The 12,729-nt window shown below is 67.2% G+C and carries 14 protein-coding genes; 6 read left to right on the top strand and 8 right to left on the bottom strand.

Going from position 1 to position 12,729, the window contains the following annotated elements; all coding sequences use genetic code 11:
* Positions 1–77: 77 nt before the first annotated feature.
* On the bottom strand, positions 78–1,025 hold the full coding sequence (locus BSE24067_RS06970) for an aldo/keto reductase (RefSeq protein WP_151063789.1): 948 nt from the start codon (positions 1,023–1,025) through the stop codon (positions 78–80).
* A 365-nt stretch (positions 1,026–1,390) separates the two neighbouring features.
* Positions 1,391–2,011, bottom strand: coding sequence for a LysE/ArgO family amino acid transporter (locus BSE24067_RS06965; protein WP_151063788.1), 621 nt, complete (start codon positions 2,009–2,011; stop codon positions 1,391–1,393).
* 106 nt (positions 2,012–2,117) lie between these two features.
* On the opposite strand from BSE24067_RS06965, the gene BSE24067_RS06960 reads away from it, so the two are divergent.
* Positions 2,118–3,011 carry a LysR family transcriptional regulator ArgP gene (locus BSE24067_RS06960; RefSeq protein ID WP_151063787.1) on the top strand — a complete coding sequence of 298 codons (894 nt, stop codon included), beginning with the start codon at positions 2,118–2,120 and terminating at the stop codon, positions 3,009–3,011.
* Positions 3,012–3,069: 58 nt separating this feature from the next.
* Here the strand turns inward: BSE24067_RS06960 and fnr are convergent, their stop codons facing one another.
* The 3 genes from fnr to BSE24067_RS06945 all read right to left on the bottom strand — a co-directional run bounded on the left by fnr (position 3,070) and on the right by BSE24067_RS06945 (position 5,615).
* Positions 3,070–3,816: a fumarate/nitrate reduction transcriptional regulator Fnr gene (gene fnr, locus BSE24067_RS06955; RefSeq protein ID WP_151063786.1), complete on the bottom strand. Its 747-nt coding sequence runs from the start codon at positions 3,814–3,816 to the stop codon at positions 3,070–3,072.
* Positions 3,817–4,069: 253 nt separating this feature from the next.
* Entirely contained in the window at positions 4,070–4,537 is a 468-nt protein-coding gene (locus BSE24067_RS06950; RefSeq protein ID WP_151063784.1) for a universal stress protein, read from the bottom strand.
* A 667-nt stretch (positions 4,538–5,204) separates the two neighbouring features.
* Entirely contained in the window at positions 5,205–5,615 is a 411-nt protein-coding gene (locus BSE24067_RS06945; RefSeq protein ID WP_151063783.1) for a DUF3005 domain-containing protein, read from the bottom strand.
* Positions 5,616–5,894: 279 nt separating this feature from the next.
* Here BSE24067_RS06945 and BSE24067_RS06940 point away from each other — a divergent pair, with 279 nt between their 5' ends.
* Positions 5,895–6,128, top strand: a complete 234-nt coding sequence (locus BSE24067_RS06940) for a hypothetical protein (RefSeq protein ID WP_011659947.1) — start codon at positions 5,895–5,897, stop codon at positions 6,126–6,128.
* 138 nt (positions 6,129–6,266) lie between these two features.
* A complete protein-coding gene (epsC, locus tag BSE24067_RS06935; protein WP_151063782.1) occupies positions 6,267–7,187 on the top strand; it encodes a serine O-acetyltransferase EpsC in 921 nt (306 codons plus the stop codon).
* 122 nt (positions 7,188–7,309) lie between these two features.
* Here the strand turns inward: epsC and BSE24067_RS06930 are convergent, their stop codons facing one another.
* The 3 genes from BSE24067_RS06930 to BSE24067_RS06920 form a co-directional block, all read right to left on the bottom strand.
* Positions 7,310–8,113 (bottom strand): SDR family oxidoreductase, encoded by an 804-nt coding sequence (locus BSE24067_RS06930; RefSeq protein WP_151063781.1) that lies wholly within the window; start codon positions 8,111–8,113, stop codon positions 7,310–7,312.
* Complete coding sequence (gene folE, locus BSE24067_RS06925; RefSeq protein ID WP_151063780.1) at positions 8,113–8,742, bottom strand: GTP cyclohydrolase I FolE; 630 nt, start codon at positions 8,740–8,742, stop codon at positions 8,113–8,115. The genes BSE24067_RS06930 and folE overlap by 1 nt, the downstream gene beginning before the upstream one ends.
* Positions 8,743–8,865: 123 nt before the next feature.
* Complete coding sequence (locus BSE24067_RS06920) at positions 8,866–9,792, bottom strand: LysR family transcriptional regulator (RefSeq protein WP_151063779.1); 927 nt, start codon at positions 9,790–9,792, stop codon at positions 8,866–8,868.
* Between the two features lie 115 nt (positions 9,793–9,907).
* Between BSE24067_RS06920 and pobA the strand changes: the two genes are divergently transcribed.
* The 3 genes from pobA to BSE24067_RS06905 all read left to right on the top strand — a co-directional run bounded on the left by pobA (position 9,908) and on the right by BSE24067_RS06905 (position 12,678).
* Entirely contained in the window at positions 9,908–11,140 is a 1,233-nt protein-coding gene (gene pobA, locus BSE24067_RS06915; RefSeq protein WP_151063778.1) for a 4-hydroxybenzoate 3-monooxygenase, read from the top strand.
* 145 nt (positions 11,141–11,285) lie between these two features.
* On the top strand, positions 11,286–12,002 hold the full coding sequence (locus BSE24067_RS06910) for a 3-oxoacid CoA-transferase subunit A (protein ID WP_151063777.1): 717 nt from the start codon (positions 11,286–11,288) through the stop codon (positions 12,000–12,002).
* A 19-nt stretch (positions 12,003–12,021) separates the two neighbouring features.
* On the top strand, positions 12,022–12,678 hold the full coding sequence (locus BSE24067_RS06905) for a CoA transferase subunit B (RefSeq protein WP_006749279.1): 657 nt from the start codon (positions 12,022–12,024) through the stop codon (positions 12,676–12,678).
* Positions 12,679–12,729 lie beyond the last annotated feature (51 nt).

Here is a 12,729-nt window from a genome sequence, read left to right as displayed (position 1 = left end):
GTGCGACTGTATCGGCCGGACCGTCCAGCGCAGGCCGGCTCGCGTGCAGCCGATATTCCGCTCACGGCAGAACGACGTCAGACCGCGCTGGCCGCGTCGATCTTGCGGATATCGTCGTCGTCGAGCCGCACGCGAATCGCTTCGCCGAGCAGCGCGAGCTGCTCGAGCGACGTCGCGCTCGCGATCGGTGCGGTGATGGTCGGCCGCGCGATTTGCCACGCGAGCGCGATCGCGGCTGGTCGTGTGCCGTGCTTCGCCGATACGTCGTCGAGCGCCGAGAGGATGCGCAGGCCGCGCGCATCGAGATAGCGGGCGACGCGATCGCCGCGCACGCTCTTCTTCAGGTCGGCCTCGCTGCGGTACTTGCCCGACAGGAAGCCGCTCGCGAGCGCGTAATAGTTGACGACGCCAAGCTTCAGGTCGCGCACGACCGGTTCGAGATCGCGTTCGTATTCGGCGCGGTCGACGAGGTTGTATTCGGGCTGAATCACCTGGTATGCAGGCAGGCCGTTGCGCTTGCTGACATCGGCGGCTTCGCGCAGGCGCGCGCCGCTGTAATTCGACGCGCCGATGATGCGCACCTTGCCTGCGTCGATCAGCGTCTGGTACGCGGCGAGCGTTTCTTCGAGCGGCGCCGTGTCGGCGAGATCGCGATGCGAGAAATACAGGTCGATGTAGTCGGTCTGCAACCGGCGCAGCGAATCGTCGGCGGCTTTCAGGATGTTCGCCTTCGTCAGCCCCGCACGCGCTTGCAGCATTCCGACCTTGGTCGCGATCACGACCTGTTCGCGCTTGCCGGAGCGCTTGAGCCACTTGCCGATGATCGTTTCCGATTCGCCGCCGCTGTTGCCGGGCGCCCAGGCCGAATAGACGTCGGCCGTGTCGATGAAGTTGATGCCGGTGTCGGCGAGGGCATCGAGCAGCGCAAACGATGCTGGCTCGTCGACGGTCCAGCCGAAGACGTTGCCGCCGAATGCGAGCGGTGAAACCTGGATGTCCGACGTGCCGAGGGTGCGTAGTGCCATGTTTCTCTCCGATATCTGCGAGATGAAAGAATCGAACGACGGGATGGGTCGAGACGAATGCGACGGGACGGCGGATGGGCGAAGCGCTTTCGCCGTTGTCGCGGGACACCGGAACATTCTCGCGCATCGGCCGGAATCGTGCAGGCGGCCCGCGGCCGCGAACGCGGAGAAATGGCGCTGCATCGCAGACGCCGCGTACGTTATGCAGACGGTTCGTGCTGCCAGGTTGGATCTGGAGCGGAATTTCGCGGTGCCGGGCCGCCGCCGATACGGTGCGGATCGGAGTTCATGAGATTTGCGGCGCTGCGCCGCAACGAAAAACGGGCGGCATGCGGCCGCCCGTGATCGATCGGTGGCGACCGCCGTTATCGCAATTGCACGGCCGCGAGAAACAGCACCATGCTGCCGATCGCGGCATCCAGCACGCGCCAAGCGACAGCCTTGCGGAACCACGGCGCGAGCAGTCGCGCGCCGTATCCGAGCCCGAGGAACCATACGATGCTGACCGTCATCGCGCCGATCGCGAACGCGACGCGCGCACCTTCCGGCTCGCGTGCACCGGCCGTGCCGATCAACAGGAACGTATCGAGATACACGTGCGGGTTGAGCCACGTGAACGCGAGCGTCATCAGCACGATCGCGACCGCGCCTTGCGGCGGCGGCGCGACGGCGTCGCCGCGCACCTCGAGCGTTTCGTGCCCCGGCTTGAACGCGCGGCGCAGCGCATTGACGCCGAACCACGCGAGATACGCAAGGCCGACGTACAGCACCACGTGGACGAAGGTCGGATAGCGTTCGACGAGCACCGACGCGCCGCCGACCCCCGCGCCGATCAGGATCATGTCGGACAGCGCGCACAACAGCACGATCTTGCCGACATGCGAGCGCATGATGCCTTGGCGGAGCACGAACGCGTTCTGCGCGCCGATGGTGACGATGAGCGACCCGCACAGCGCGGCGCCGTGGGAAAAGGCGATCCAGTTCATGATGGGAGAAGGTGAAGCAGTAGACGGGTGACACGGTTAGCGCTAGTCTGCGGGCAGACCGGACATAAGAGAAGCTAATTCACCTAATGCCGATTAAGGAAAACTGATGCTCGACTATGCATTGCTCGACGCCCTCGCGGCCGTGATCCGGCACGGCTCGTTCGAACGGGCAGCCAAGGAGCTGAACGTCACGCCGTCGGCGGTATCGCAGCGCGTGAAACTGCTGGAGGAGCGCGTCGGCAGCGTGCTCGTCAAGCGCGGGCAGCCGTGCGTCGCGACGACGTCGGGTGCGCTGCTGTGCCGGCATACCGAACGCGTGCAGTTGCTCGAGGCGGAGCTCGGCGGCCGGATGCCCGCGCTGCCGGGCCAGATCGCGAGCGCGTGGCCGACGTTGCGCGTGGCCGTCAACGACGACAGCGTCGCGACCTGGTTCATCGATGCGGTCGGGCCGTTCTGCACCGAGCGCGAAACCTTGCTCGACCTCGTGATCGACGATCAGGACCACACGGCCGCGCGCATTCGCGACGGCAGCGTGCAGGGTGCGGTGACCGCGCAGGCCGAGCCGATCCAGGGCTGCCGGTCGACGCGGCTCGGGCGCATCCGCTATCGCGCGGTGTGTTCGCCGGCGTTCCACGAACGCTACTTTGGCGCGGGCATCACGCGCGATGCGCTGCGCCGCGCGCCGTGCGTGATGTTCAATCCGAAGGACGGCTTGCAGGCGCGTTTCATCCGGCGCGTGACGCGCGCGGATCTCGATCCGCCGCAACACTGGATTCCGCACGTCGCGGGCTACCTGCGCGCATGTGAAACGGGGCTCGGGTGGGGAATGTGTCCGGACCGGATGGTCGAGCGCCAGCTGGCGGCCGGCGAACTGGTCGACATGTCGCGCGGGCGGACCGTCGACATCGAGCTCTACTGGCAGAGCTGGCGGCTGTCGATCGGCTGGCTCGACGATTTCAGCGCGGCGCTGAAGGCGCGCGCCGCGCTGTTTCTCGACTGATCGTGCGCAAGGGGCGGGAGCGGACGGGCGGCGGCGCCGACGCGCGCGCCGCGCGGCATCACACGTGATGCAGGCCGTCGAAGTCGACGATCTGCACGAGGCGGCCATGCATCTCGATCAGGCCGCGTTTCTGGAACTTCGACAGCGTGCGGCTTACCGTTTCGAGCGTCATGCCGAGGTAGCTGCCGATGTCTTCGCGGGTCATCCGCAGGTTGAATTCCGACGGCGAGTAGCCGCGCTTCAGGTAGCGCGACGACACGTCGAGCAGGAATGCGGCGACGCGTTCCTCCGCGTTCAGCGAACCGAGCAGCATGGTTTGCGTCGTTTCGCGCACGATCTGCTCGCTCATCAGCTTGTGCATGCGCAACTGCATCGAGCCGGCTTCCGAGCACAGCGACTTGAGGGCCGCGTACGGAATCACGCAGACGGAGCTGTCTTCCAGCGCGACCGCGGTGCGCGGATGCGTGTCGTCGCAGATGCCATCGAGGCCGAGCGCTTCGCCCGCGAGATGCAGGCCCGTGACCTGCTCGCGGCCGTCGTGGCGCGTGGCGACGGTTTTCAGCGAACCGGAGCGCACCGCGTACAGGTTGTCGAACGCGTCGCCTTCGCGGAAGAGCGCTTCGCCGCGCTTGACCGGGCGCGCCGCGCAGATCACCGCTTCGAGGCGGCTGAGCGCCTCGGGTGCGAGGCCTTGCGGCATGCATAGATGCCGCATCGCGCACGACGAGCAGTGCGGTGCCTGGCGGGGAGCCCAGCTGCCTGCATGGGGCGTGGCGGCGGGACGTGTGGCGACGGGCGTCAGCATGATCGTTACTCCGGCGTTGAATCGACGGAATCATTGTCCCACCGCATGTTACGGCTGTCGGGTGACAAAACGTCGCGACCCCGCGCGCATGCCGCGCGAAGCGCAACCACGTGCGGCAGGCAAGCGTGCGTGCGCGCCGCCTCGCACCGGACCGCACCGGCGGCAGGCGCCGCACGGCACGGCATGACGTGGCACCGCACCGCACCGCACCGCACCGCGCCGCACCGCGCCGGGCTGCGGCCGCTGCTGCCGCTCAGCCTTCCTGCTCGTCCGCGTGCGCGGCGGCCGGAATCAGCAGCACGGGCAGCGTTGCATGCCGCACGCACTGTTCGGCGATGCTGCCGAGCACGAGCCGGCGGAAGCCGCGGCGGCCGTGCGTGCCGAGCACCAGCAGATCGGCGCCGAATGCCTTCGCGCCGTCGAGGATCAGCGTCGACACGTCGTTGATCGACGATGCCTCGCTCATCACCGTCTTGCCGTTTACGCCGGCCGCCTGCATCAGCTTCGTGAAATCGGCCGCGAGCGCATTGCCCTGCGCGACGAGCTGGTCGCGCAGCACGGACGGATCGTAGCCCGGCACGTTGTAATAGATCGCGGCGTTCTCGACGACGTAGAACGGTTGCAGTTCCGCGCCGTGCTCCTTCGCGAGCGCGAGCGCCGCATCGAACGCGTGGCGCGACGTGTCGCTGCCGTCAATGGCAACCAGAATGCGCTTGTACATGGTGTCTCCGTGTGGCGGGTTGAACGAAAGTCGGCCGAATGGCCGGGCGGGCCATGCATTACTGCGAGGCAGAGTAAACCAACGGCACGGACTCTGCAGCGACGCACCGGTCGACGCGATCGCGGCGCTTCAGTCGTTGCGGCGATCGCGGGCGATGCACGCGTGCATGCTGTGCAGCACGCGATCAACACGCGGGACCGCCAGCGCGTGTGACGATCGTGTCCGCCACCTGCACCGCGGAATCGCGCCGGGCGCGGCGCGCGTCGAGCCGATATCTCGATTCGCATCGGCTACTGCGCTTGCGCGTCGCGCGACGGCACGGTTTGCGAACGTGTTCGAGCCTCGCAAGCGTGACACGGATGCTTATCGACGATCGCATGACGACCCGCGCCCGTCGCCTCCATTGAATCGCAACCGCATCGCGAGGACGTGACGTCGATCAACGCCGCTGCATCGAAGCCGTTCGGAATGCGATGTCCGATGTTGCGTCACGTCGATTGCCGCGCGGGAACCGGCGCCGATATCGGTCCCCGCGCCGATACGGCCGAACGCCCGCATGCGGACCGGCCGCCCGACGAGCTCGCGCGTACACGCGCGTTCGCGCGACCGCCCGCCGGCTTCTTCGATCCCCCGAGCAATCGAACGCCCGATTCAAACGCCGCGCGAGCTATCTCGGCACAGCGGTGATTTCGATCACGCGCTCCGGGCGGCGTCCGTGGGCCGGCCAGTACGCGCTGCCGTGCATCCGGTGAACGGGGCCGAACAGCGCGTCGGCCGCCTGCGGCGGCGCGTCGAACCCCTTCTCGATCACCATGTACCCGGCCCGCAACGCGAACGCCGGATGATTGCCGCCGGGGCGGCTGTCGAAGCCGGCGAAACCGTCGCCGGCCTCGGGCATCGCGTTGACGAGCGACGCGTTGCTGCGCGTGATCTGGTCCGGCGAGAACACGCGGCCGCTCGCGAGACGCGCGGCCTCGCGGTTCTTGCCGTCGGTGTCGACGGTGCTGTCGTGCGTGTCGTCGTTGTCCAGTTCGATGCTGCGCGGGCGCGTGGCGCGCGCGTGAGCTGACGTTTCCATCACGGCTCTCCTGGCGGCGAAGCGCTCCGGATCGAAGCAAATCCCGTTCCGGGCACCACGGGAAAACGGCGCGCGGGGCGTCGCCGCCGTCGCGCGACGCGCGCTGATTTGTCATGATTTATTTCAGCTAGAACACCCGTTTTCTACAGAGTATGATTCTTTTCCTGCGAAGCGGCGACAGGGGATGCAGTCTCGCCGCCTCCGCCCGCGCCGGGGCGCCGCAGCACCCTTAAAGACGGGTAGCGAACAACAAAGCAAGGGACTAGAGGTGGCGGATTCATGCAAGCGACTACTGCCTTCACGCACCGCGGATATCTATTGAATTGCGCGCCCGCGCGCGCCAGCGACGGTTCGTTCAAACCCTACGTCGTGATCTCCCGATCGAGCGACGGGGAACTCGTCGCGAACCGCTTTTTCCCGACCGAGCTCCAGTTCAACGACGAAGGCGACGCGATCGCGCACGCGCGGGACTGGGCCGTGCGCTGGATCGACGCGAGCAGCATCACGATCTGACGCCGTCGCGCAACGGCGGGCTCGGCCGTCCGGCCGATCCCCCGGGCGTGCCGCTGCCGGACGAAAACGCGGTAATCTTGCGGAACCCGTCACTTTATTAGCGGCCGTGCGATCGAGCGCGGCTGCCTGCATTGGCATATGTCGACATCACCCGCCCGTCAGTGGGGCCTCGAAGAAATCGTCGCCGGCTTGCGCGAATCGCGCGAGGAACTCCATCGCACGCGTCACCCGCGCGGCATCCGCGAGCTGCCGTCGCGCGACGCGATCTGCAAGATCGTCACCGGCCTGCGCGCGTCGATGTTTCCGACGCATTACGGCGCGCCGGATCTGACCGACGAAAGCGTCGACTATTACGTCGGTCATACCCTCGAAAGCACGCTGCGGATCCTGTCCGAACAGATTCGCCGTGCGCTGCCGTTCCTGCCCGAGCACGCGGACACGCCGTTCGCGGAGCTCGACGAACGCGCGTTCGAGATCGCGCGCGAATTCGGCCGGCAGTTGCCGTCGATTCGCGCGCTGCTGGTGAGCGACATTCAGGCCGCGTATGCGGGCGACCCGGCCGCGCAGCACATCACCGAGATCCTGCTGTGCTATCCGGGCGTGCTCGCGATGATGCACCACCGGCTCGCGCACGCGTTGCACCGGCTCGGTGTGCCGCTGCTGGCTCGCTTCATCAATGAAATCGCGCACTCGGCCACCGGCATCGACATCCACCCGGGCGCGCAGATCGGCCCGAGCTTCTTCATCGACCACGGTACGGGCGTCGTGATCGGCGAAACCGCGATCATCGGCGAGCGCGTGCGCGTGTATCAGGCCGTCACGCTCGGCGCGAAGAGCTTCCCGGCCGATGGCGACGGCGCGCTGGTCAAGGGCAATGCACGCCATCCGATCGTCGAGGACGACGTCGTGATCTACGCGGGTGCGACGATCCTCGGGCGCGTGACGATCGGGCGCGGCTCGGTGATCGGCGGCAACGTGTGGCTCACGCACAGCGTGCCGCCCGGCACGAGCGTCGCGCAGGGCAAGGTCCGCGAAGGCGGCAGCGCCGAAAAGCCGTAACGACGCGGCCGAAGCGGCGGCCGCGCAGCGTGCGCGGTATGCCCTGTGCGACGCGATCTCGCCGCACCGCCGCACCGGGTCACGAAGGCGGCCGCCCGCGCCGCGCATCGATGGCCGATCCGTCAGTGCTTGCCGCCCGGCGACCGGTGCTTGTACAGCACGTCCTGGTCGACGCGAATCAGGTTCTGCCCCGCATCGACGACGAAATCCACGCCGTTGTACGCGCTGCCCGTCAGCAGCAGGATCGCGCTCGCGACATCGTCGGGGCCGGCGATGCGCGCGAGGGGCGTCGACGCGCGGCTTGCGTGTTCGAAGTCGGCCTGCGTCTGGTCGTCGCTCGGCAGCATCAGCCCGGGGAACACCGCGTTCACGCGCAGCACCGGCGCGGACGACAGCGCGAGCATCTGCGTGAGATTGCCGAGCGCGGCCTTCGCGACCGTGTAGCTGAAGTGGTCGCGGTGGAAGTTTTCCTTGATCTTCTGGTCGACCACGTTCACGACGACGCCCTGCGTGCCGGCCGCGCGTGCCCGTTCGTAGAATGCCCGCGTGAGCAGGATCGGCGCGCGGCAGTTCACGGCCCACGCGTGGTCGAACGCCGCCAGGTCGAAGCTCGGGAAATGGTCCTGCCAGAACACCGACGCGTTGTTGACCAGCACGTCGAGGCGGCCGAAGCGCGCATACACGTCATCGATCAGCGCGGTGATCTGCGCGGCATCCGACAGATCGGCCCGCAGCGCGGCCGCGTCGTGCCCGCGCTCGGCGATCGCGCGGGCCGCCGCGTGCGCGCCATCGGCCGAACGATCGTAGTGCACCGCGGTGCGATAGCCATGCGCGGCGAAATACTCGGCGAACGCGCGGCCGGCCCGGCGCGCGGCGCCGGTCACGAGCACGACCGGCGCGTTCGCCGTTTGCTTCGTGGACTGCATTACGTATTCGTCAGGTTGACTGAAGAAGGATTCGCGACGATCGACAGGAATTCGCGCCGCGTCGACGGATCGGTGCGGAACGTGCCGAGCATGCGTGACGTGACCATCTCGACGCCCGGCTTGTGCACGCCGCGCGTCGAAATGCACTGGTGCGCGGCTTCGAGAATCACGCCGACGCCCTTCGGCTGCAGCACGTCGAACAGCGTGTCGGCGATTTGCACGGTCATCTTTTCCTGGATCTGCAGGCGCTTCGCGAATGCGTCGACGAGGCGCGCGAGCTTCGAAATGCCGACGACGCGATGGTTCGGCAGATACGCGACGTGCGCGCGGCCGATGATCGGCACCATGTGGTGCTCGCAATAGCTCTCGAAGCGGATGTCCTTCAGCACGATCATCTCGTCGTAGCCGTCGACTTCGCTGAACGTGCGCGCGAGGATGTCGCGCGGTTCCAGCGCATAGCCGGCGAAGAACTCTTCGTATGCGCGCACGACGCGCGCCGGCGTGTCGAGCAGCCCTTCACGGTTCGGATCGTCGCCGGCCCAGCGCAGCAGCACGCGAACGGCATCCTCGGCTTCCTGCCGGCTCGGCCGGGATGCGGCCGGCTCGGGCCGCGCGTTTTTTTTACCCATCTAGTCGCTCCATCGAATGCGGCCGCCAGCGGCGGCGCGGATATCCGGCCATTGTTTCATGCTTTCGCGGCTCGTGCGTGCGGCCGGCCGCCCGGCTGCCGTTCACCTGCCGCTCGGCCGCATTCATTTCGGCCATTCGTCCTGTTCGTCGTTGAACAGCGACGCGACGACCCCGCGCAGCCACGCGGTGCGCGGATCGTTGTGGAACTTGCGATGCCAGTGCTGCTTCAGGTCGAAGCGCGGCAGCGGCAGCGGCGGCTCGACCGGCACGATGAACGCGTGTTCGGCCGCGTACGCATAGCCGATCGCATGCGGCACCGTCGCGATCAGGTCCGTGCGGCTCAGGATGAACGGCAAGCTCATGAAGTGCGGCGTTTCGAGCACCGCGCGCCGGTGCATGCGCTGCTTCGCGAGATATTTCTCGAGCACCTCCTGGCTGCGTCCCTCGGCGCGCACCACCGCGTGCCCGCACGACAGGAACTGCTCGGCCGTAAACGGGCGCGCCTGTTCGAGCGGATGGCCGCGCCGCATCAGGCAGACGAACCGGTGCGTGAACAGACGCTGCTGGAAAAAGTTGTTGCCGTCCAGATCGGGGAAGTAGCCGACCGCGAGATCGATCGAGCCGGCTTCGAGGCCGCGGCCGACTTCGTCGTGCGCGAGCGAGACCGAACGCAGGTTCGCGTGCGGCGCATGCGTCGCGAACGCCTGCAGCAGCTTCGGCAGGAACACGATCTCGCCGACGTCCGACAGCGCGATCGAGAAGGTATGCGCGCTCGCGGCCGGGTCGAAATCGTGCGGCGCGACGAGGCCGCGCTCGATCTGCGCGAGCGCGTCGCGGGCGGCCGGCAGCAGCGCGAGCGCGCGCGGCGTCGGTTCCATCCCGCGCGACGTGCGCACGAACAGCGGATCGCCGAAGTACTCGCGCAGGCGGCCGAGCGCCGTGCTCACGCGCGGCTGGCTCACGCCGAGCAGGTCGCCCGCGCGGCTCACGTTGCGCGTGTCGTCGAGGGCGACGAGGTAGGGAATCAGGTTCAGATCGAGCGCGTCCATCGCGGGCCAGTATCTTCAAAACGTATACAACATATCTCCTGAATCGCATTGCCGCATAGTCGGGAAAGCGCTCAAATGTGTTCCATTATTCGAACCAATGTTCTGGAGACGAACAATGCGCACCCAAGTCGCGATCATCGGCGCCGGTCCGTCCGGGCTTCTGCTGTCCCATCTGCTGCGCCTGCAAGGCATCGATTCCATCCTCGTCGAAGCGCGTTCGCGCGAATACTGCGAGAACCGGATCCGTGCCGGCGTGCTCGAGCAGGGCACGGTCGATACGCTGAACGAAGCCGGCCTCGGCGACCGGATGCGTCGCGAAGGGCTCGAACACCACGGCATCGAGCTGCTGTTCTCCGGGCAGCGGCATCGCATCGACCTGAGCGCGCTCACCGGCGGGCGCGCGATCACGGTCTACAGCCAGCATGAGGTCGTGCGCGACCTGATCGCGGCCGGCGACGCGCATGGCCACCAGATGCACTTCGAAGTCGCCGACGTCGCGCTGCACGATGTCGACAGCGAGCATCCGTTCGTCACGTTCAAGCACGCGGACGGCCGTGCGGACCGCATCGACTGCGACTACATCGCCGGGTGCGACGGCTTCCACGGGATCGCGCGGCAGACGATTCCCGCCGAACGGCTGAAGACGTTCGAGCGCGTCTACCCGTTCGCGTGGCTCGGCATCCTCGCCGACGCGGCGCCGTCGCTCGACGAGCTCGTCTATGCGCATCACGACAACGGTTTCGCGCTGTTCTCGATGCGCTCGCCGACCGTCACGCGCCTGTATCTGCAGTGCAAGCCCGACGAAGACCTCGCCGAATGGTCCGACGCGCGGATCTGGGACGAACTGCACACGCGCTTCTCGAACGACACCGGCTGGACGCCGACCGAGGGCCGGATCACGCAGAAGAGCGTGACGCCGATGCGCAGCTTCGTATCCGAGACGATGCAGTACGGCCGCCTGTTCCTGGCCGGCGACGCCGCGCACATCGTGCCGCCGACCGGCGCGAAGGGAATGAACTTGGCGGTGGCCGACGTCCGCGCGCTGTCCCGCGCGCTCGGCGCGCGCTACCGCAACGGCGATGCCACACCGCTCGAGCGCTATTCGGCGACCTGCCTCGAACGCGTATGGCGCGCCGAGCACTTCTCGTACTTCATGACGAACATGCTGCATGCGTCGCCGGACGACTCGCCGTTCGTCAATCGCCTGAAGTTCGCCGAGCTGAAATACGTGACGCGCTCGCGGGCCGCCGCGCAGTCGCTGGCCGAAAACTACGTCGGTCTGCCGTTCGACGACCAGCTGCCCCCCGAGGGATCCCGCCTTGACAACGCGCTGTGCGCGACTCTATGATCGGCCCATCGTTCGCTAATCGAATCTAGGTTCGAATAGTGAACAAAACCGAAGGTCGACGACGGCCTTCCGGCGCGGCACGCCACACGCGCGTGTCCCCTCGACAGGCCGCGCATCGTGCCGCGGGTTCGTATCAGGAAGAGACATGGTCAACAAGATTTTCGAATCGCTTCAATCGGCGGTCGCGGACGTCCACGACGGCGCGACCATCATGATCGGCGGCTTCGGCACGGCGGGCATGCCGTCCGAGCTGATCGACGCGCTGATCGAGCAGGGCGCGCGCGGCCTGACGATCGTCAACAACAACGCGGGCAACGGCGAGACGGGCCTCGCGGCGCTGCTCAAGGCGAAGCGGGTGCGCAAGATCATCTGCTCGTTCCCGCGCCAGAGCGACTCGCAGGTGTTCGATGCGCTGTACCGCGCGGGCGAAATCGAGCTGGAACTCGTGCCGCAGGGCAACCTCGCGGAGCGGATCCGCGCGGCGGGCGCCGGCATCGGCGGCTTCTTCACGCCGACGGGCTACGGCACCAAGCTCGCGGAAGGCAAGGAAACGCGTGTGATCGACGGCAAGCCGTATGTGTTCGAGACGCCGATCCACGCCGATTTCGCGCTGGTGAAGGCGTACAAGGGCGATCGCTGGGGCAACCTGGTCTATCGCAAGACGGCGCGCAACTTCGGGCCGATCATGGCGAGCGCCGCGAAGGTCGCGATCGTGCAGGTGTCGGAAGTCGTGCCGCTCGGCGCGCTGAATCCGGAACACATCGTGACGCCGGGCATTTTCGTGCAGCGCGTCGTCGAAGTGCCGCAGGCCGCGCATGCGGCCGAGCTGGCCGCCGAACACGCCGCATCGCAAGCCGCCTGACCGCCTGGAGGAAATCGACATGAAACGACTGACCCGCGATGAAATGGCCAAGCGCGTCGCCCAGGACATTCCCGAAGGCGCGTACGTGAACCTCGGCATCGGCGTGCCGACGCTGGTGGCGAACCATCTCGACCCGAGCAAGGAAATCTTCCTGCACAGCGAAAACGGCTTGCTCGGCATGGGCCCGGCGCCCGCGCCCGGCGAGGAAGACGACGAGCTGATCAACGCCGGCAAGCAGCACGTGACGCTGCTGACGGGCGGCGCGTACTTTCACCACTCGGATTCGTTCGCGATGATGCGTGGCGGCCACCTCGACTACTGCGTGCTCGGCGCGTTCCAGGTGTCGGCGAACGGCGACCTCGCGAACTGGCATACGGGCGCGCCCGACGCGATTCCGGCGGTCGGCGGCGCGATGGATCTCGCGATCGGCGCGAAGCAGGTGTTCGTGATGATGGAGCACCTGACGAAGCAGGGCGAGAGCAAGATCGTCGCGCAGTGCTCGTATCCGGTCACCGGCGTGCAATGCGTGAGCCGCATCTATACGGATCTCGCGGTGCTCGACGTGACGTCCGACGGCCTTGCGGTGAGCGAGATCTTCACCGACCTGTCGTTCGACGAACTGCAGAAGCTGACCGGCGTGCCGCTGATCGACGCGACGCGCAAGGCCGCGGCCTGAACGGCAAGCGTGCCGGCTGCGCGATCGACAGATCGACTGCACGCCGGCACG

Origin of the sequence: Burkholderia latens (genome assembly GCF_902499045.1) — a bacterium.
GTDB classification, from domain to species: domain Bacteria; phylum Pseudomonadota; class Gammaproteobacteria; order Burkholderiales; family Burkholderiaceae; genus Burkholderia; species Burkholderia latens.
The sequence above is the reverse complement of the archived record's forward strand: the minus strand, read 5'-3'. Positions and strand labels throughout refer to the sequence as shown.